This window comes from Pedobacter sp. UC225_65, assembly GCF_042698365.1.
GTDB lineage: Bacteria > Bacteroidota > Bacteroidia > Sphingobacteriales > Sphingobacteriaceae > Pedobacter.
Map to the genome: position 1 here is coordinate 1,508,493 of NZ_CP170550.1, position 18,594 is coordinate 1,527,086.

Below are 18,594 nucleotides of genomic sequence, written 5' to 3' on the forward strand. Positions count from 1 at the left end.
TTAAATGACCGATTCCATTTTTAGAACAAAGGCTACACTGAGCTGGTCTTTTGCCAAGATCAGCTTGCCCATCCTTTTTGGTGGATCGAGCTTAAAGTCAGAAAAATTGATGGTCTGGTTGCCAACAAGCACCATGGTATTTTTATCTCTGCTCAATTGATAACAGATCTCAAATTGTTTGGTTACCCCTGTTATGGTAAGGGCTACAAAACCTTTAACAAAATCTTTCTTTTGTTTGAGCAATGGCGTTTCTTTTAAGGATAAAAACCTGACCTGAAAAGCAGGGAACTGATCTTCCTTTAGTGTTTTTCTAAGCTGTCTGGTCATCATCAGGTTTTGGCAATCAAAATGTTTGACTTCGATATTGAGCACACCAGAAAGCAGCATATTGTTGTTTTGGTCTGCCGTAACCATTACTGTATCGGTTTTTGGATATTGATCAATGGCGCAAGAAAACCTGTTTACATTTGTATTGCCTTTTACCACTAGGCTACTGTTTTGGCTAATCACCCATTTAGATGAGCGAAGCATAGGTGCAGGGAAATCGGCCTTACCGAAATCTGCCAACAGCAGCAACAAAAGCAAGATGATCAACCGTTTCATCTCTTTATTTTTAGGTAATGGCAGGAACACCTTGCTCCTGCCTGTTCATATAAACCTTAAAACCCAACTACGGCCTGGATCACATAACCTTTAAATTTTCCGGCATTTCGGTAATCGGTGCCAGGAAAATCTTTATATTTTTGGGTTACATATTCGCCTTTCAACAAAATGTTTTTGGTCATGAACCAACCCGCAGCAAAAGCAATACGGTCAACCTTTACATCTCCAGTATAAATAATTGCGGGTGTTGTACCAACAGCAGCCACATCGGCCAATGCAGCAGTAACCACATTGTATTTTGCACCGATAAAGAAGTCTTCTGTTTCGCCAAATCGATACACACCATCAATGGCCATCTGCTCTGCCCCTCTCACATTGCTTTCTGTTTTTGACCTGCCTTTGGCATTTTCATAAGTTGCAAACAGCTCCAATCCTTTTAGTTTTACAAAGGCGTTTAGCTGCAAAGCATTAACTTTTTTGGTAAAACCAGGATTGAATCTTCCTGAGAAAGCATTGGTTGTACTGGTGGCACCAATTTTTTCCATCACCATAAAATAATTGGAACCCGTTCTGTCGCCACCATATAACGTTTGTCCGCCAGAGCTGTTGTTGCTATAAAATGAAGCCGCAAAACGCAGTCTGAGGTCTTGGTTCAGTTGTTTATCGAACCCACCCTTTAGATAGATTGCTGGCGATTTATGGACATTCGCATCTTGTGGGGTGGCGATCAAACTGTCAATGTTTCCTTTGATCGATTCCATTAGATACGCCAACCATACCGAACAAGGCATTTTTTCTTACCAAGATCTCTCCACCAATTTCGGTAGTGAAACCATCCATGATGTAGTTTTCGATAAATGGGTTATAGATGGTCTGTCCACCATCAGACCTGCGAAAGTGCTGGTCGCCATAGTTGATTTCCATGTGGCCGATCTTGATCGTAGTAACCGACATGATATCTTTCCACAAGGTGCCTTTAAACGGAAGTTTATCAAATTGGATATAACCACCCTTTACCCAGGTTTCGTTATGGTGACGGGAAGACAGGTAGCTGGTAAGGTTTAACCTGATACCATCAGCCAATTGCACATCCATAAACAGGTTGGCATTGGCAGTATTGAAACCTGGTGTCATCTTATATAAGCCACCAACTGCATTTTCATGCTTTAAGCCTTGAAAAGACTGGGTAAAACCAGCGCCGAACTGGACTTTTAGCTTATTGAAAACAGCACTGCTGTCTTTTGGGGCTTCGAATACATTGATACCAGATTTATCGTAAGGACGAAGATTGGAAACCTGTGCGTTTGCATTTAAACAGAAAAAGGTGATCAGCAATACAGCAATTGCTGTAAAGTGTAGGGGTGTAAATTTATGTTTCATGATGAGACTATTTAATAGTTAAGGATTTGAAAAACTGATAAAGAGCGTTATGTTGTGGTTTAAGGCTTATTGTAATTGAGATCGAACTTAATGCCTAGCTCATTCCCTACCTTCATTGCGCCGAGCATAAAACTTGGTGAATCTATCTTATAATCCGTTAGTTTCAATTTTTCCGTACCTGTACAGGTAATGGACTGATCAGCATTTACAAGGGCTGTTACAGTTAATGTAACGGGCTGTGTAGCGCCTGCAATAGAAAGATTTCCAGTAGCCAAGATCTGAAACCTATTGGCCGAAAGCGGATTGACAACCGCCGATTTCAAGACAAAAACAATCTTTGGAAACTCATCGGCCAGTATACTTTTATAGGTTCTATTGTCCATAGAAGATTTTCCACTTTTTAAACTTTTTGCCAGAACCGTAAAACTGAAGGCTGATAACCCAGTAAGTTCATTTTTTGAATTGAGCTTAAAAACACCCTGGCTCTCAATGCCAGTACTGGTCATTGTCCAGTCGTGAACATTAGAAGTACCGTTTACAGTAACCAGAACATTTTTTGCAGGGGTTAATTTATAGAGCGACTGTGCCATTATCCCCAAGGGAGACAAAATGATAAGCAGGATCGTGGTTTTGATGATGGGCCAAATGCTTGGGCCTCGTTGTACTTTTTTCATGATGATTTATCTAAGTGGATCGATAAATCAAAAGTACCGGAGAAGTGTTGTTTGCTAACTGATGGGCAACAGGTTCAAAACTGATGTTCATCAGACATGCCGATTGCAGTGTATAGCGCTATCTTGCAATACTTTTTGCAACGCTTACTATTCCATTTGGGCTAAATAAGCGGTAGGTAATCCATAAAAAACTGTAGGGGTTTACTGTTTCACCTTCCGCAAGCTTTCAATGGAAAGGATCCTCTATTGCGGTTCCATTTTTCTCAATGAGTTTTTCGTCCTTAAAATCGGCCAGCATACGACTAACCGTTTCACTGGAGGCTCCAACCAACGCAGCAAGCTCATCTCTCGATATTCTTAAGGTACATTGATCTGAATTGGGCTCTCCAAACTTAACCGCTACCTGTACAAGGGTATCTGCCACACGTTTTCTGACAGAAAAATAGGCCAGCCTGAGCATCTGCTCTTCTTTTTCCTGTACATTACCAGACAGCATGTTGATAAAAGCATTGGAAATTTCTTGATGGCTGAACAGGTATTCCATAAAATCTGCCTTAGCGATCAAAGTAAGTTCAGAATCGCCTAATGTTGCCGCATTTTCGGTATAAGTTGATGACCTGCATAAACTTTCATAGCCAAAAAAATCACCCTTACCATATAAGGTAGAAGAAAATTCTCTTCCATCTTGGGCGCGTTTATAGCTTTTAACTTGTCCTTTTTTAACAAAATACAAATGAGCGGGCTCGTCATTTTCTATGTAGATGACCTGTTTGCCGACAAATGACCTGGTCTTTCCCTTTGCTATTAATGACTCGAACAGGGAATTTTTATCTGCACCTTGAAATTTAAATCCAATTGGTTTACTTCTTTTTTTGAGTCTGCTTTCGATCGCTCTAAAAAGTTCCACATCATCAAAAGGTTTGATAAGGTAATCATCGGCCCCCATCTCCATGCCTTTGCGCAGATCAGCACGTTCGGACTTAGCGGTCATAAAGATGAAGGGAATATCAACGGTCTGTAGATTTTTCTGCAATAAGTACAATACCCCATAACCATCCAGTTCCGGCATCATAATGTCACATAAGATGACATCTGGAAGATGTCTAATGGCTAAGTCAACACCTATCCTACCATTTTTTGCGGTAAAAGTTTCATAACCAGCAAGTGTTAATATTTCGGCAGCCCCTTCCCTGATATCGTCATTATCCTCAATGATCAATGCTTTTTTCATACGTCTATTGGTTAAGATCTAGTAATGATACCACGCATGCGTCCTGGATAATTGCGAAACATATTCTTTTCGTTCCATTGCCAAGCCTTCCATCCAAATATAGTGCTAATTTAACTTAGAAGCTCAAATGTTTTCAATGGAAAACCACTCATGCAATTGCTCATTAAAAAACTGTCTATCAAATATTTGATATTGACCAAGGCAATAACTGTGAGCTTGGGTGGCCAGACGATCTAAATAAAATGACTTTGGTCACTTTTTCTACTTCAAACTTCGAAACTAAGCCCTTTACCAAGTACAATTGGATTTTTTGCTGAGTTGACAATCACTTAAAGAAGTGACAACCATCAGGCTTTCAAAACACAGGTTTATAGAACTTTACACCATAAACTTCAAAACATGAAAACAAATAACAGGGCTTTGTCTACCACAACGAAAGACCAGACCAAAGTGATTCTGATCACTGGTATCATTATCTTGTTACTTCAGCTTACTTTCCATCTTGCTGTAGATGCAAAGTCTTTACCGCATTTTCAATCATCAACACCAGATTCTATACAAATCGAATTGAGCAAACAGCTCAATAGCCCTACAGTGCTCAAACAATTGAACTTTCCAAATACGGTGAAGCGTTTTTATCTATCGAATACTTTTGAAGCCAGTTGGTTAAGGCCAGCGCAAGATATAGCACCAACAGTTTCGGCCATGTTACTGCTAGATTGCGTTAGGCAATATGGTTTGCAACCTACAACTTACCATCCACAGCTGCTCGATTATGCACAACTGTATGCGGTACTAAGCACCGAAAAACGTTTGTCGGCCCAACAAAAGGTAGAATTTGAATTGATGCTTACCGATGCCATGATCAGCATGATCAACCACCTCCATTTTGGTGCATACAATCCATATCTCAGCAGTTTAGCTATTGATCAGGGAATTGCGGGTCAATTGAAAGCCGACGATTTCCTTCGAAATGCCATCAACAGTTCAAACCTGATGGATACCATCTTAACCGTACAGCCCAAATTTGAACAATACCAACAATTGCAAAGTTACATGAGGTTGATCGCTGGGCAATATACCTGCGATTCGTATGAAACACCCGAGCGGGAAGTTAGGTCTATTGCTTTGAATATGGAAAGGTTAAGATGGATAAATTGGACCAGTGGCTCATTTGTACATATCAATATTCCATCGTTTACCTTAACCTATCAACAAGCAGACACCACATATGGGTTTAAGGTAGTAGTAGGAAAAGAAAAAACACCTAGCCCAACGCTACAAAGCCAGATCAACTATTTAGAAACTGCACCAGATTGGAAAGTACCTAAAAGCATCTTTGTGAAAGAACTTATTCCAAAAGCCCTAAAAGACAGCACTTATTTTGACCAAAACCATATAGCCGTTTATGACCGCCAAGAAAATTTGGTAACCATTGGTAAGAGTAGTTTGAACAGCATAAAACTACATCCTGAGCATTACCACGCCAAACAAACTGCTGGTTGCGACAATGCCTTGGGCAAAGTGGTATTTCGTTTTCCAAATGCTTTTGACATTTATCTACATGATAGTCCGGAACAGCAGCTCTTTAAAAACACAAACAGGGCCTATAGCCATGGCTGCATCAGGGTAGAAAAGGCAGCGCTATTGGCCGAATTATTACTAAAGGCCGATGGGCAGCCATCAAAAACAGCTAACCTACAAACTGCAATGAAAGGTTATGTAAAGAAGAATTTTCCACTCAAAAACCCTATTCCTATTATCATTACCTATTTAACCTGTACGGTAAGAGAGGGTATGCTGCAATTCCATAACGACCTCTATCAATTAGATAACGACCTCATGATAAAAATATACGGTAAGCCTGAACAATTGACCAAAAACTAAAATAAATAACAATGAAAACAATACTTGTCCCTATAGATTATTCGCCATGTGCCGATAATGCTGTACGCTATGCCATCCAAATTGCCAAAACAATTAAAGCCTCTGTCCATTTATGTCACAGTCTGTTAATTCCAGAATTGATCCCAATGGCTGGAGCCGTAGTTTGGCCAGTGCAAGATTATAGCCATTTAGGGGAAGATGCCGAGCGTGCACTAAGTGCTTATGTAGAAAAGATAAGCAAGGACGAAGAATTAAACAAACCTTATCTGCCTACCATTACCCATAGCTACAACTTAAGTTCGGTAAAAGAAATGGTAGATCAAATTGTGGAAACACAACAGATAGACCTTATTGTAATGGGAACATCTGGAGCTGGCAATGTGGAGCGTTTGTTATTAGGCAGCAATAGCAGAGCTGTAGTAGAAAAAACCAATGTTCCACTGCTGCTAATCCCAAAAGAAGCTGCTTATACAGCCATTGATAAAATTGCCTTTGCTACAGATCTGAGCGAAAGCGACCTTAATTCTATCCAAGCTGTAGCTAGGCTTTTCTGTCTTTTTAATCCAGAAATACTGCTTACCCATGTACATGAAGAACCGTCTGATCTTTACGACCCAAGCACCAAGGCCAACCAATTTTTAAATAGGGTTACCTGCAATATCAATTATGCCAAGATCTATTACAGGCATCTCATCGAAACCGACATAGACAAAGGTCTTAAATGGATCATCGAACATGGGCAGATAGATGTACTGGCCATGACCATCGCCATACTGGTTTCTTATCAAGGATTTTAATAGGTAGCCATACTCAAAAAATGGTCAGACTAACTACACTCCCATTGTTGGTACTGCCCGAAGATAAACAACCGATCGGATGGTAATTTCTCTTTAACAAATAATCAGCGCATCATCATCAATACTTAACCAAGCCCCAAGGGATACAACTACGTCGACTATGTCTAATGACCTGTTAACAGCAACAACTTTAAAGCTTACAGATAAAGACAATGAGCAAGTTTTTTTAGAAGGGCCAAGATCCAGATTTAGAGAATTTGTCTTTTCATTAAAGGTGATGTTCGAATTCATCTCTGGTTTTAGGGTGCTCCATTTTTTAGAATCTTGTGTGGCCGTTTTTGGATCAGCAAGAATAAAGGAAGATTCGCCCTATTACGAAAGCGCTAGAAAAATTGGAGGCGGACTGGCCAAATTGGGCTTTACCACCATTACGGGTGGAGGACCCGGCCTTATGGAAGCAGCCAACCGCGGCGCAAAAGAAAACAATGGTGTATCTGTAGGCTGTAATATCTTATTGCCCAAAGAACAACAACCCAACCCCTATCTAGATAAATGGTTTAGTTGTAACTATTTTTTTGTGCGCAAGGTATTGATGTTTAAATATTCTGATGCCTTTATCATTATGCCTGGAGGCATTGGTACTTTGGACGAGTTTTTTGAAGCCTTAACATTGGTCCAAACCAAAAAAATACTCGATTTTCCAATTGTACTTTTTGGCAAAGCGTTTTGGGAACCTCTACAACCCCTATTCAACTCGATGATCAAGGCAGGAACAATAGCCGCAGAAGACCTTAATCTGGTTCTTTTTACCGATTCTATTGACGAAACATTGGCACACATCGAGCGCATAGCCTTAAAGAAACACATGGAAAAACGTAGACAACGTTTCCGTCGTTTCCGAATTTTAGGAGAATAACAAAGAAACTGGCAGTTTTTGATGGAACAATTGACACGTTAAAAGCAAAGGCCAATAGCGGTATTTGTGCACAGTCAGATAACTTGTTTACATTGGCAACCAATAAAAGTAAAAACCATCAAAAAGTATGTTGAGACATTTTGGAGAGAGACGGACTACCACCCACAACCTAAGGTTGGCTATATTGTTATGTTTAACTGCCGGATTTGTTAATGCCGCAGGCTTTTTGGGCTTTTCGGCCCTAACAACAAATGTTACTGGGCATGCTGCGTTATTGGCAGAACGTATCGCCCTGAGAGATTGGAGTGATGCAGGGGTAATCGCCATTTGGATGTTACTGTTTCTAGCAGGCGCATTCAGTTCCAGTCTGATCATTAGCAGAACAGGTAAAGATCAAAGATTTTCTTATGTCATCCCTATCCTTATAGAGATTGTTATCTTATTAGCCTGCGCTATGAGGGGTTTTAATGGACATTTTTTTATATGCTGATAGGGCATTTGCCGGCAGTCTGCTTTTTGCCATGGGGCTTCAGAATGCACTGGTGTCTGTTATTTCTGGTTCAGTAGTAAGAACCACCCACCTTACCGGAACATTCACCGATCTTGGTATCGACCTGGCACAGCTGAAGTTTAGTTCCTTGGCCCAAGATCAAACGCTTTTTTCGCGGATAAAGCTGAGATTGGCCATTATCTTCTGTTTTATTATGGGTGCACTTGTTGGCGCATATCTTTTTGGCCTCATCAATTTCATCGCCTTCCTTGTCCCAATCTTATTGCTACTGTTTGCTCTAGGCTATGATATCTTTAGATTGAACATCAAACGCTACTATGCTAACCTCTTTCGCATGGTTAAAGATCATAGTGATAAAGATGGGCTTTAAAAAACCAAACGCTCATTAGGAGGAAATACAAGTAAAGGTATTTGTGTACGTCGAGCAAGTTTTTGCGTATGGCTACCATTAAAGATCCTATCAATCAGCAAGTGCTGGTGATGCACTATGCCCATCATGTCAACATCTTTTTGTTGGGCTACCCAAGCCAGGCCATTGTCCAGATTGGTATTCCAAACATATTCGTACCTCACTTTTGGATAGTTGATTTTTGCACTTACCTTATCAAAAAAACTTTCGAGCACCTGTTGGTCTTCTTCATTTTTTTGGGTTTCGAAATCAGTAATATGCATTACAACAATTGTTGCATCGCAACTGGCTGCAATATTGATCAAATACTTAAGGGGCTTTAGATCATCCGAGCTAAGGTCTGTTGCAAAAACTATCTTCCTGATTTTTTTAAAAGATGCTTCATAAGGTACAAAAAGTACAGGATAGCACAACCGTTCGATCATTGCCCGGCTATTGCTACCCAAAATAAATTGAACCAGTCCGCCTGCACCAGCCATGCCCATTACCACTAGATCTATTTGTTTTTCCTTTACCAAAACATCAACTACATCACATACAGTTCCTAATGCACTCTGGTAACTCAACGCCGGACAATACACATCTGCCTTATTTTCGCATAAAGGGTCAGTAAGTTTTTCGATCTGCTTATCCAACTCGCTGGTAGAAAAGGATTGCATATCGGTATAATCTAACAAAGGCCATGCTACCTGCCCAGCCATAGGTGCATCTGCTGGAACTTTAAAAGCATTGCAGAGCATCACTTCGGCTTTGAGCACTTTTGCCAATGCAATGGCATAATGCGCCGCATTTTCTGCAGGTGCCGAAAAATCTGTAGGGACTAATATCTTTTTCATCATCTTATGGATTGGCAATTTCAAGTACAACCCTTCCTTCAATTTCTCCTTTTTTAAGCTGATCGAATACCAGGTTAATGTCTTCGAGCTTAGCCACGCTTACCGTTGCTTTCACTTTTCCTTCTACGGCAAAACCAATGGCTTCTTGCATGTCTTTTCTTGTACCTACTATTGAACCTCTAATGGTATATCTATTGAGTACAGTATCAAAAATTGGCAGGTCGAAACTTCCAGGAGGTAATCCATTTAAAGAGATGGTACCTTTTCTTCTCAAAGCAGCTAACGATTGGCTAAATGCGATTGGAGAAACCGCTGTAACCAAAACGCCATGCATTCCGCCGGTTTGCTTTTTAAGAAATTCTCCTGGGGCTGTAGTTAAAGCATTAACCGTTAAATCAGCACCAAGCGCTTTGGCTAAGGCTAATTTATCATCAGAAACATCAATGGCCGCTACATGTAGGCCCATGGCTTTTGCGTATTGGACCGCCAGATGCCCTAGTCCGCCTATACCAGAAATGGCTACCCATTCTCCTGGCTTAGTATCTGTTTCCTTTAAACCTTTATACACTGTTACCCCTGCGCAGGTAATTGGTGCCATTTCAACAAAATTTATCCCAGACGGGAAACGAGCCATGTAACGGGCGTCGGCAACCACATATTCTGCATAGCCGCCATCAACACTATAACCTCCATTCTGCTGGGTTTCGCAAAGGGTTTCCCATCTGTAATACAAAATTCGCAACAACCACAGGCACTAAATAACCATGGTGCGCCAACAATATCTCCCTCTTTAACATTTTTAACTCCTTTTCCAAGTGCAACTACATATCCTATAGCCTCATGGCCTGGTATCAAAGGAAGTTTAGGTTTTATTGGCCAGTCGCCCATACAGGCATGTAGATCAGTATGACAAACGCCACTGGTAATTACTTTTATCAGCACCTGATTTTCTTTTGGTTCTTTTACCGCTACTTGTTCTATGCTTAAAGGTTGGCCAAACTCATGGAGCACGGCGGCTTTCATTGTTTTAGGATCATAACTCTCGATTTAATAGGATAAATCTATTGGTTATTCACTACTTAAATAATGATGCCCATCATTTATAAAAATGATACTATGCTGAAAATTAATTTCTTACGGATTTTTTATTGAAATCGTATTGCCTTTACGAAAAGTGATTAAACAAAAAAGAGGCCTAAGCCTCTTTTTACATTTTAAGTCGGGGTGGCAGGATTCGAACCTACGACCTCCTGCTCCCAAAGCAGGCGCGATACCGGGCTACGCTACACCCCGAACTGGTATCTTTTATTTCCCTTTTGCGAAGGGATTGCAAAGTTACGGCTTTTATCTGTTAAAACCTATTACTTCGACTTTTAATTTGAGCGGAGAGGGCGGGATTCGAACCCGCGGTACCGTTACCAGTACGACAGTTTAGCAAACTGTTCCTTTCGGCCACTCAGGCACCTCTCCTTTTCTTCGCAAAACATCCGTTTTGAGGTTGCAAATATAGCAATTCATTGATGTTTGCAAAAAAAAATTACGTAGTTTGTAAATAATCTATTCGAACATGATAGATGCTCATGAGCATTGTCTTGAATATCAGCTTTATAGTTTCTAAATCTTTTAACGTCAAATCGCAATTATCTAATTGGTTTTGTTCCAATTTGTAGTTAATTATCCTTTCAACCAGATCATTTATGTTCTGGGCATCCGGATTTTTAAGACTTCTCGACGCTGCTTCTACCGAATCGGCCAACATCAACACACCTGTTTCTTTAGAAAAAGGAATAGGCCCTGGATAACGGAAAATATTCTCGTCGACGAATTTTTCTGGAGAGTTTTTTAAGAACGACTGGTAAAAGTAATCGACCCTTGTATTGCCATGGTGCGTTCTGATGAAATCAATTACATTTTCTGGCAACTTATGCTTACGGGTAATCTCTATGCCCTTGTGTACGTGTTTAATGATGATCTGGGCACTTTGTTCGTAAGGTAGCTTATCGTGCGGACTAACCGCCGTATTTTGGTTCTCGATGAAATACTGCGGGTTCTCCATCTTACCGATATCGTGGTACAATGCCCCTGCCCTTACCAACAAAGAATTACCTCCTATTTTAAAGATGGCTGCTTCGGCCAAGTTGGCCACCTGCAAGGAATGCTGGAAAGTTCCTGGGGCTTTAAAGGCCAATTCTCTAAGTAGTTTGTTGTTGGTATTGGTCAGCTCGATCAACGCTACATCGGATGTGATGCCAAAAACCCTTTCAAAGGCATAGATCAATGGATAGGCCAATAAAGAAAGCAGTACGCTAAATACAAAAGGCAAGAAGTTGGCCCATTCTATTTGTTTAAATGACCCTTCTCTTAACAAGGCAATACCGACAAAGGCCACAAAATAAGAAGCCAAGATAAATGAGGCAGAAATGAGCAATTGCTCTCTTTTGATCAGGTTTTTGATGCTATAGATGGCCACCATACCAGCGGTGACCTGATAAAATACAAATTCGAAACTGTTGGGCACAAAAAAGCCTGCCACCAAAATAACGAGCAAATGCAGGTTCAGCGCCAAACGGGTATCGAACAAGATCCTAATAATGATCGGTACAATACAAAACGGAATGTAGTATAAACTTGGCAGGTTAAGTTTGATGGCCCAAGTTAAAGCCAACAACATGGAAGTGATCACCAACAAAAGCAGGGAAAGCTGTCTGTTGTCAGCAAAAATATCCTTCCTAAATAGGAAAAGGAAAACCATTAACAAGGTGATGATAAAGCCTACTAAAAGCACTTGGCCTAAATAAACAAGCCTGTTATCGCCTATGGTTTTGGTCTGTGCCTCATAGGTTTCCTTAAAAGAAAGTAGTTTCTGGTAAACCTCATCATCTACATAACTTCCTTTGGCTACGATCAGTTCGCCCTTTTGCACCATCCCTTTGGTGGTAGAAAGACTGTTGACCGTGCTGTTCTGTACCATTGCGGTTAACCGTTCGTCGAAAACAAGGTTGGGTTTCAAGTGGCTTTCTACCAGATTAACCACCACATCTCTTATTTTCAGGTTGGTAGACCTAAAGTTGTTCTTAAAATAGTCTAAGGCACTCTCTGTGGTAAAAACATCCTGCGAATTGGTCTTTGTAGATACGTTGTTGTCTACCAAAGAAAAATCATAATGTTTATCGTCTTTTTGGTGTTTGGCAGTAAGGCCAATGACCCCCTTCTTATAAACCAGTTCCAACATTCTCAATGCAGCTTGCCTAGTCTGCTCTTTATCATTTTCTACCAAGGCAGCTGATTTCCACTTCACATCAAACTCATTCAAAAATGCCTCACTTTGTCCTTTAAACACATCTTCATTGTACCTGTAGATGGGCAATACATTATTGAGGGCCTCACTTTTATCGGTATTGAGCTGTGGGTTTGTTTTAAGGATGGCAAAACTAAATGGCGAGATCAAATCTTTGTTCAGCCAAATCTTTCCTTTTTCAAATTCGTACCTGAAACGTGGCTGTTTGGGCAGATAAAGGGTAATGACGAATACACAAACCACCATCATCACATATTTGATGTTAGATGAATATTTGCGGTAAAGGACTTTAGGATTTTTTCTGATTTTGGCCAAAGCTGTACAAATTGATTAACCCAAAATTAAGATTAATTTCTTCAATAGCCTAAAACATAAATATTTCGACGATTTTATTTGCTTATCTCAGAATTTATATTTCAATTTGTGATATCAAATCAATATCAATTATGTATCAGGAAAAAATTATCAACCCACCATCTGGGTATTTAGCATTAACCTTATTTTTAGGGCTTTTGGGCGCCGCAATTGCATGCTTTGCCTTTGAGAGCTTTGTTTTGGGCGGCCTTACCTTAACCGTCAACCTTGTTCTGGTTGCTCCAGGATTGATCATTGTAAATCCAAACGAATCCAAGATATTGACCTTGTTCGGCAAATATGTAGGCACCGTAAAATCTGATGGTTTTTTCTGGGTAAATCCCTTAACTACTAAAAAGAAATTGTCGTTACGTGCGCGCAACCTAAACGGACAACAATTAAAAGTAAACGACAAAATGGGTAACCCTATTGAAATTGCAGCTGTAATTGTTTGGCAGGTAAACGAAACTGCCAAGGCTACTTTTGCGGTAGAGAATTACCTCCAATACGTAAATATACAGAGCGAGGCTGCTGTTAGGCATTTGGCCAACAGTTTTGCCTATGATAACATGGAAGATGAAAGTGCTGAAATTACCTTGAAAGATGGTGCTGAAAAAGTAAGTGTGCTTTTAGAGGAAGAATTGAACGAGCGTTTGTCTAGAGCAGGATCGAAGTGATCGAAGCAAGGTATCTCGCACTTGGCCTATGCGCAAGAAATTGCGAGTGCTATGTTGCAACGTCAACAGGCTACAGCAGTAATCTCGGCCAGAAAATTAATTGTTGAAGGCGCAGTAGGCATGGTAGAAATGGCGTTAGACAGGTTATCTGAAAAAGGCATAGTTGAATTGGACGAAGAACGCAAAGCGGCCATGGTAAGCAATTTATTAGTGGTACTTTGTGGCGATAGAAATGTGCAACCTGTAGTTAATACTGGTACTTTATACAACTAATGGAGTTTGAAGAAACACAACAGTTAAAATTATGGTGGTTATATATCCTCTTGGGTATAGAAACCATCATTGTTTGTAGTGTCTTATTTTTGGGCAAACACAAAATGGGTTGGGAAGAGCTAAAAAATGTTTATTTCCTACCCATCCTGTCCATCGCACTACCTTATATCATTATTTATATCGTTACCAAAAACAGATTGACCTTAAAGATCGACCAATATGGGATCAGCTATCATTATTGGCCATTTGTAAGGAAAAAACATATCTCGTGGACTGCAGTTAAAAAGGCCTACATCAGAAAATACGATGCCTTAAGCGAATATGGTGGCTGGGGCTTACGTACCGGCCTCTGGTTTAAATTTAATGACAAAGCCTATATCTTTAACGACAAGACATTAGGCCTGCAGTTGGAATTAGACCCTAAAAAAGTACTTTTTAGTACCGAAAAACCAGATGAGTTGGCACTTTTCCTCATCAACTTAAAAAGACAATACAACATAACAGCTATAGAAACCGATGTCAGAGAAAGATAAAAAAGCGTTTGTGTTAAGGATAAACCCAGCTTTATTGAAAGAAATAGAGCAATGGGCAGCAAGTGAGTTTCGAAGCACCAATGGGCAGATCGAATACCTGCTCAACGAAGCCATTAAATCGAAGAAAAAGGGCAAAAGCAAAAAAGAAAATTTGGGCTAGCTTCCTATTCGCCATATTATCCTTGCTTTGCTTCAAAAAAGGTTTTAAAAATCATAAAACCATCACATTTACCAAATCTAGCCCTAGATAATTAGCCAAAAATCAAACATTTTTGCGGTAATATGTGGTCAATTGCCTAAATTGCGCCCACCAAATATTTAAAAATATCATATGAGAGACGTAGTAATTGTAGCTGCCGTTAGAACACCGGTTGGTAGTTTTGGCGGTTCATTATCAGGATTTTCTGCTACCCAATTGGGTGGTTTTGCCATTAAAGCGGCAGTAGCAAAAGCTGGTTTAGCTCCAGAGCATATTCAGGAAGTTTACATGGGCAATGTATTGTCTGCCAATTTGGGACAAGCCCCTGCCACACAGGCCGCTAAGTTTGCCGGTTTACCAGATCTACCTGCCACAACGGTTAATAAAGTATGTGCATCTGGCACCAAAGCTATTATGTTGGCTGCACAGAGCATTGCCTTAGGCCAGAACGAGATTGTAGTAGCTGGTGGTATGGAAAGCATGAGCAATGTGCCTTACTATTTAGATAAAGCCCGCAATGGCTACCGTTTAGGTCATGGACAGATTACCGATGGCTTGATCAAAGATGGTTTGTGGGATGTATACAATGATTACCACATGGGATCTGCTGCAGAACTTTGTGCCGAAACCTGCAACATCAGCAGAGAAGCGCAAGATAATTTTGCCATCGAATCTTATAAAAGAGCACAAGCGGCACAAGCTGCTGGTAAATTTAGCGAAGAGATTGTTGCTGTAGAAATCAAAGACCGCAAGGGAGAAATTACCTTGTTTAGCAATGATGAAGAACCAGCTGCCGTAAAATTTGACAAAATCCCTGGTTTAAGACCAGTATTTAAAAAAGATGGTACCGTTACGGCTGCCAATGCCTCTACCCTAAACGATGGTGCTGCTGCACTGGTTTTGATGAGTGCAGATAAAGCAAAAGAATTGGGCATTAAACCATTGGCTAAGGTTTTAGCTTATGCTGATGCACAACAAGCACCAGAATGGTTTACTACTGCTCCTTCTAAAGCCATTCCTTTGGCATTGGACAGAGCTGGCCTTACTACTGCAGATGTGGATTTCTTCGAGATCAACGAGGCATTCGCTGTAGTTTCTTTAGCCAACAACCAAGAGTTGAACTTAAAAGAGAGTCAAGTTAACGTAAATGGTGGCGCTGTAGCCATCGGACACCCGCTTGGTGCTTCTGGAGCTAGAATTGTAGTTACCTTACTTTCTGTTTTGGCACAAAACAATGCTAAAATTGGCGTTGCCGGTATCTGTAATGGCGGTGGTGGTGCAAGTGCAATAGTTATCGAGAATTTACGTTAAGCAAAATAAAATCTTTGATGATTAAAACCTTCAATAGCAAGCTATTACTTTTGTTGATCATCTGTTGTGCATATACAAAGTTAAATGCACAACAGACGACTACACTCAACAACAATCCACAGCTAACCGCTTATCAGGATTCGCTGCTTTTGCTAAGTGAAGAAACCTTTAATGCCAAAGACAATCTTTCGCGGTTTGAGAAAAATGCCCAGTTTGTTAAAAAACTGGTTACTGCATTAAAGGTCAATGGCTCATTTAATTATGGCTTCGATTCTTTGAAACGGATTTCGGTCTTAAAATCACCAGATAACTCTTTCCGGATCATTACCTGGTTTATCCCAACCGACGAAGGTAGCTACCGTTATTATGGTACGATCCAAATGGCTACGCCAAATGGCAGCTTAAAATTATTTCCCTTAACAGACAATACTTCTAACCTTACAGATGTAAATGCTGTAACAGATGCCAAAAATTGGCTTGGCGCACGTTATTACGAAGTCCTTCCCGTAATTGTAAATGGTAAACAACCCTACTTTATCCTTTTGGGCTGGAAGGGCAACGACCACAAAACCACCAAAAAAGTAATAGAGGTATTATCTTTTGAAAAGGGAGAACCTGTTTTTGGAAAGAACATCTTCGAGACGGCCAAAAACATACCTTTAAAAAACCGAGTGGTATTCGAGTACAATAAACTGAATGCCATGACCTTAACTTTCGACAAAAAGGTGAACATGATTGTTTTTGACCATCTTGTACCTTATGACCCAAAAATGGTAGGCAACTTTGAATTTTATGCCTCAGACCTCAGTTTTGATGGGTATAAACTCGTTTATGGTAAATTGTCGCTCTCAGAAAACGTACAATTAAAAAACGATGCTTCTGTTAACGACGAAATGTATGGAAGGCCCGTTAAAGCATCTACTGTTATCACAAATCAAAATCACTAAATATTCAGATATGGACATTATTTGGTACTCTCCATTGGTGTCTTTATATTGCAAATTGTTTGAAGCCAAAAAATATGTCAAAATCAATCTCTACTAAGCATCCTAAAGGATTAAAATTTCTTTTTTTATCAGAAATGTGGGAACGTTTCGGTTACTACCTGATGATCGGAATCTTTACCCTTTACCTTAAAGATGTAAAGTCTGGATTTGCAATGACGGAAGCAGAATCGGCCGATCTATACGGTACATTTATCGCTTTGGTGTTCTTGACCCCTTTTTTGGGTGGCTTAATTGCCGACCGTTATTTAGGTTATGCCAAATCAATCATTATTGGTGGGATCATGATGGGCGTTGGTTACTGTCTAATGGGTATACATAGTTTAACCATGTTATATGTGGCCATGACCTTGGTTATTTTAGGTAATGGATTTTTTAAACCCAATATCTCTACCCTACTGGGCAACATCTACTCTACACCAGAACATGAGGAGAAAAAGGACGATGGTTACAACATCTTCTATATGGGGATCAACGTAGGTGCCTTTATCTGTAACTTCTTTGGTGCCGCGCTGTATATCATGCTGGGTTGGGAATATGCCTTTTTTGCTGCAGGTATCGGTATGTTTATCGGTGTGGTGGTATTTATCAGTGGCCTGAAACATTACCGGGCCTTTGATGTAAAAAAAGGAGTAACCAAAGATGATATGCCATTTTTGAAAATCATCTTATTGATCCTTTTGCCCTCTGTAATTGCTGGGGTAATTGGTTGGGTGTTGCCAAGTAAGTTATTGGGACATCCATTGGTAGGTTCTACCTCTACCGATGCCTTTATTTTTGCCTGTTTACCAGTCATCTATTTCTACAGTACCTTGTTCTTCAAGGCCAATAAAGAAGAAAAACGACCTATTGCTGCCCTACTCACCATTTTTGCGGTGGTAATTTTATTTTGGGCAGTATTTAAACAAAACGGAACTGCCCTAACCACTTGGGCCGATCGTTATACAGATAGAGAATTGACCAATCCGGTAGCAAAAAACACTTTCTCTGGCCTAAGTCTATCGCAAAATGTAACCTATCAAAAAGACAGCATCGCATTGTACGACAATGCATTCCGTTTGCAGAAACAAGATGGAGTTGTGTTAAAAGAGTTCAATTATCCTACCTATTTCAAAAATGTGCCTGCTGCCAAACTACCTCAAGAAGGTGGAAAAGTAGAACTTTGGGCAACCAACTTGAGCCAGTCCATCAACCCAGCCTGGGTAATTTTACTTACACCTTTAGTAGTCGCCTTTTTTAGCTGGCTAAGACGCCGAGAAAAAGAACCGAGCACTGCTACAAAAATCATTTTCGGTCTATTGATATCTGCAGTGTCTGTGCTGGTAATGGTAGCCGCTGTTTATGCTGGCAGCAATGGCTCTGAAAAGGTTTCGGTATTATGGTTAATGGCAAGTTATGGGATCATTACAATTGGGGAATTGTTCTTAAGTCCGATGGGTCTTTCATTGGTTTCTAAACTAAGTCCTACCAGGATCACTTCATTGATGATGGGTGGCTGGTTTTTGGCCACCTCAATCGGCAATAAACTTTCAGGTGTACTATCTACCTTATGGGACACTTATAGTGATAAATCGAACTTCTTCTGGGTAAACTTCACTTTATTGATGTGCTCGGCCGTTATCGGTTTCGTACTCTTAAAATGGCTAAATGGCATTATGAGAGAGAAGGGGATAAAATAGTTACAAAGAATATAAATAAACT

21 protein-coding genes and 2 tRNA genes are annotated in these 18,594 nt (G+C 40.2%); 12 read left to right on the forward strand and 11 right to left on the reverse strand.

Annotated features, from left to right (window positions below; genetic code table 11):
• The 5 genes from ACFJIZ_RS07950 to ACFJIZ_RS07970 all read right to left on the reverse strand — a co-directional run bounded on the left by ACFJIZ_RS07950 (position 1) and on the right by ACFJIZ_RS07970 (position 3,888).
• Entirely contained in the window at positions 1-603 is a 603-nt protein-coding gene (locus ACFJIZ_RS07950) for a YceI family protein (protein WP_379091984.1), read from the reverse strand.
• A 56-nt stretch (positions 604-659) separates the two neighbouring features.
• The gene (locus ACFJIZ_RS07955) at positions 660-1,364 is read right to left on the reverse strand and encodes a hypothetical protein (protein WP_379091987.1); all 705 of its coding nucleotides are present in this window, start codon (positions 1,362-1,364) and stop codon (positions 660-662) included.
• The gene (locus ACFJIZ_RS07960; protein ID WP_379091990.1) at positions 1,339-1,983 is read right to left on the reverse strand and encodes a hypothetical protein; all 645 of its coding nucleotides are present in this window, start codon (positions 1,981-1,983) and stop codon (positions 1,339-1,341) included. Before ACFJIZ_RS07960 ends, ACFJIZ_RS07955 begins: the two co-directional genes overlap by 26 nt.
• A 59-nt stretch (positions 1,984-2,042) precedes the next feature.
• On the reverse strand, positions 2,043-2,657 hold the full coding sequence (locus tag ACFJIZ_RS07965; protein WP_379091993.1) for a YceI family protein: 615 nt from the start codon (positions 2,655-2,657) through the stop codon (positions 2,043-2,045).
• Positions 2,658-2,883: 226 nt separating this feature from the next.
• On the reverse strand, positions 2,884-3,888 hold the full coding sequence (locus tag ACFJIZ_RS07970) for a response regulator (protein ID WP_379091996.1): 1,005 nt from the start codon (positions 3,886-3,888) through the stop codon (positions 2,884-2,886).
• Between the two features lie 399 nt (positions 3,889-4,287).
• Between ACFJIZ_RS07970 and ACFJIZ_RS07975 the strand changes: the two genes are divergently transcribed.
• The 5 genes from ACFJIZ_RS07975 (at position 4,288) to ACFJIZ_RS07995 (ending at position 8,369) form a co-directional block, all read left to right on the forward strand.
• Complete coding sequence (locus ACFJIZ_RS07975) at positions 4,288-5,775, forward strand: L,D-transpeptidase family protein (protein ID WP_379091999.1); 1,488 nt, start codon at positions 4,288-4,290, stop codon at positions 5,773-5,775.
• A gap of 11 nt (positions 5,776-5,786) precedes the next feature.
• Entirely contained in the window at positions 5,787-6,572 is a 786-nt protein-coding gene (locus tag ACFJIZ_RS07980; RefSeq protein ID WP_379092002.1) for a universal stress protein, read from the forward strand.
• A gap of 160 nt (positions 6,573-6,732) precedes the next feature.
• Positions 6,733-7,488, forward strand: a complete 756-nt coding sequence (locus ACFJIZ_RS07985; RefSeq protein WP_379092005.1) for a TIGR00730 family Rossman fold protein — start codon at positions 6,733-6,735, stop codon at positions 7,486-7,488.
• Between the two features lie 127 nt (positions 7,489-7,615).
• Positions 7,616-7,978, forward strand: coding sequence for a YoaK family protein (locus tag ACFJIZ_RS07990; protein WP_379092008.1), 363 nt, complete (start codon positions 7,616-7,618; stop codon positions 7,976-7,978).
• Positions 7,956-8,369 (forward strand): YoaK family protein, encoded by a 414-nt coding sequence (locus tag ACFJIZ_RS07995; RefSeq protein ID WP_379092011.1) that lies wholly within the window; start codon positions 7,956-7,958, stop codon positions 8,367-8,369. Before ACFJIZ_RS07990 ends, ACFJIZ_RS07995 begins: the two co-directional genes overlap by 23 nt.
• On the opposite strand, the gene ACFJIZ_RS08000 is transcribed toward ACFJIZ_RS07995, so the two are convergent.
• The 6 genes from ACFJIZ_RS08000 to ACFJIZ_RS08025 form a co-directional block, all read right to left on the reverse strand.
• The gene (locus ACFJIZ_RS08000) at positions 8,366-9,244 is read right to left on the reverse strand and encodes a universal stress protein (protein ID WP_379092014.1); all 879 of its coding nucleotides are present in this window, start codon (positions 9,242-9,244) and stop codon (positions 8,366-8,368) included. The genes ACFJIZ_RS07995 and ACFJIZ_RS08000 overlap by 4 nt on opposite strands.
• A gap of 4 nt (positions 9,245-9,248) precedes the next feature.
• Complete coding sequence (locus ACFJIZ_RS08005; protein ID WP_379092017.1) at positions 9,249-9,842, reverse strand: zinc-binding dehydrogenase; 594 nt, start codon at positions 9,840-9,842, stop codon at positions 9,249-9,251.
• A gap of 11 nt (positions 9,843-9,853) precedes the next feature.
• Positions 9,854-10,267 carry an alcohol dehydrogenase catalytic domain-containing protein gene (locus ACFJIZ_RS08010; RefSeq protein ID WP_379092020.1) on the reverse strand — a complete coding sequence of 138 codons (414 nt, stop codon included), beginning with the start codon at positions 10,265-10,267 and terminating at the stop codon, positions 9,854-9,856.
• A gap of 196 nt (positions 10,268-10,463) precedes the next feature.
• Positions 10,464-10,537 (reverse strand) — tRNA-Pro (locus tag ACFJIZ_RS08015).
• Positions 10,538-10,627: 90 nt separating this feature from the next.
• Positions 10,628-10,714: transfer RNA gene (locus tag ACFJIZ_RS08020), tRNA-Ser, on the reverse strand.
• Between the two features lie 67 nt (positions 10,715-10,781).
• On the reverse strand, positions 10,782-12,857 hold the full coding sequence (locus tag ACFJIZ_RS08025) for an HD family phosphohydrolase (protein WP_379092023.1): 2,076 nt from the start codon (positions 12,855-12,857) through the stop codon (positions 10,782-10,784).
• Between the two features lie 131 nt (positions 12,858-12,988).
• Between ACFJIZ_RS08025 and ACFJIZ_RS08030 the strand changes: the two genes are divergently transcribed.
• The 7 genes from ACFJIZ_RS08030 to ACFJIZ_RS08060 all read left to right on the forward strand — a co-directional run bounded on the left by ACFJIZ_RS08030 (position 12,989) and on the right by ACFJIZ_RS08060 (position 18,572).
• Entirely contained in the window at positions 12,989-13,573 is a 585-nt protein-coding gene (locus ACFJIZ_RS08030; RefSeq protein ID WP_379092026.1) for an SPFH domain-containing protein, read from the forward strand.
• Between the two features lie 21 nt (positions 13,574-13,594).
• Positions 13,595-13,846, forward strand: a complete 252-nt coding sequence (locus ACFJIZ_RS08035; protein WP_379092029.1) for a hypothetical protein — start codon at positions 13,595-13,597, stop codon at positions 13,844-13,846.
• Entirely contained in the window at positions 13,846-14,379 is a 534-nt protein-coding gene (locus ACFJIZ_RS08040; protein WP_379092032.1) for a hypothetical protein, read from the forward strand. Before ACFJIZ_RS08035 ends, ACFJIZ_RS08040 begins: the two co-directional genes overlap by 1 nt.
• Positions 14,363-14,539 (forward strand): Arc family DNA binding domain-containing protein, encoded by a 177-nt coding sequence (locus ACFJIZ_RS08045; protein WP_379092035.1) that lies wholly within the window; start codon positions 14,363-14,365, stop codon positions 14,537-14,539. Before ACFJIZ_RS08040 ends, ACFJIZ_RS08045 begins: the two co-directional genes overlap by 17 nt.
• Positions 14,540-14,710: 171 nt before the next feature.
• Entirely contained in the window at positions 14,711-15,889 is a 1,179-nt protein-coding gene (locus ACFJIZ_RS08050; protein ID WP_379092038.1) for an acetyl-CoA C-acyltransferase, read from the forward strand.
• Between the two features lie 17 nt (positions 15,890-15,906).
• Positions 15,907-16,836, forward strand: a complete 930-nt coding sequence (locus ACFJIZ_RS08055) for a hypothetical protein (protein WP_379092041.1) — start codon at positions 15,907-15,909, stop codon at positions 16,834-16,836.
• 74 nt (positions 16,837-16,910) lie between these two features.
• On the forward strand, positions 16,911-18,572 hold the full coding sequence (locus tag ACFJIZ_RS08060) for a peptide MFS transporter (protein WP_379092044.1): 1,662 nt from the start codon (positions 16,911-16,913) through the stop codon (positions 18,570-18,572).
• Positions 18,573-18,594: the final 22 nt, after the last annotated feature.

Excerpts from the sequence above, each read along its gene's own strand:
- ACFJIZ_RS08030 (WP_379092026.1), top strand. The coding sequence starts at position 12,989 with ATGTATCAGGAAAAAATTATCAACCCACCATCTGGGTATTTAGCATTA.
- ACFJIZ_RS07955 (WP_379091987.1), bottom strand. The coding sequence starts at position 1,364 with ATGGAATCGATCAAAGGAAACATTGACAGTTTGATCGCCACCCCACAA.
- ACFJIZ_RS08045 (WP_379092035.1), top strand. The coding sequence starts at position 14,363 with ATGTCAGAGAAAGATAAAAAAGCGTTTGTGTTAAGGATAAACCCAGCT.
- ACFJIZ_RS07975 (WP_379091999.1), top strand. The coding sequence starts at position 4,288 with ATGAAAACAAATAACAGGGCTTTGTCTACCACAACGAAAGACCAGACC.
- ACFJIZ_RS08005 (WP_379092017.1), bottom strand. The coding sequence starts at position 9,842 with ATGGCACCAATTACCTGCGCAGGGGTAACAGTGTATAAAGGTTTAAAG.
- ACFJIZ_RS07960 (WP_379091990.1), bottom strand. The coding sequence starts at position 1,983 with ATGAAACATAAATTTACACCCCTACACTTTACAGCAATTGCTGTATTG.
- ACFJIZ_RS08055 (WP_379092041.1), top strand. The coding sequence starts at position 15,907 with ATGATTAAAACCTTCAATAGCAAGCTATTACTTTTGTTGATCATCTGT.
- ACFJIZ_RS07965 (WP_379091993.1), bottom strand. The coding sequence starts at position 2,657 with ATGAAAAAAGTACAACGAGGCCCAAGCATTTGGCCCATCATCAAAACC.
- ACFJIZ_RS08060 (WP_379092044.1), top strand. The coding sequence starts at position 16,911 with ATGTCAAAATCAATCTCTACTAAGCATCCTAAAGGATTAAAATTTCTT.
- ACFJIZ_RS07995 (WP_379092011.1), top strand. The coding sequence starts at position 7,956 with ATGGACATTTTTTTATATGCTGATAGGGCATTTGCCGGCAGTCTGCTT.
- ACFJIZ_RS08040 (WP_379092032.1), top strand. The coding sequence starts at position 13,846 with ATGGAGTTTGAAGAAACACAACAGTTAAAATTATGGTGGTTATATATC.
- ACFJIZ_RS08050 (WP_379092038.1), top strand. The coding sequence starts at position 14,711 with ATGAGAGACGTAGTAATTGTAGCTGCCGTTAGAACACCGGTTGGTAGT.
- ACFJIZ_RS07970 (WP_379091996.1), bottom strand. The coding sequence starts at position 3,888 with ATGAAAAAAGCATTGATCATTGAGGATAATGACGATATCAGGGAAGGG.
- ACFJIZ_RS07985 (WP_379092005.1), top strand. The coding sequence starts at position 6,733 with ATGTCTAATGACCTGTTAACAGCAACAACTTTAAAGCTTACAGATAAA.
- ACFJIZ_RS07980 (WP_379092002.1), top strand. The coding sequence starts at position 5,787 with ATGAAAACAATACTTGTCCCTATAGATTATTCGCCATGTGCCGATAAT.
- ACFJIZ_RS08000 (WP_379092014.1), bottom strand. The coding sequence starts at position 9,244 with ATGAAAAAGATATTAGTCCCTACAGATTTTTCGGCACCTGCAGAAAAT.
- ACFJIZ_RS07990 (WP_379092008.1), top strand. The coding sequence starts at position 7,616 with ATGTTGAGACATTTTGGAGAGAGACGGACTACCACCCACAACCTAAGG.
- ACFJIZ_RS08010 (WP_379092020.1), bottom strand. The coding sequence starts at position 10,267 with ATGAAAGCCGCCGTGCTCCATGAGTTTGGCCAACCTTTAAGCATAGAA.
- ACFJIZ_RS07950 (WP_379091984.1), bottom strand. The coding sequence starts at position 603 with ATGAAACGGTTGATCATCTTGCTTTTGTTGCTGCTGTTGGCAGATTTC.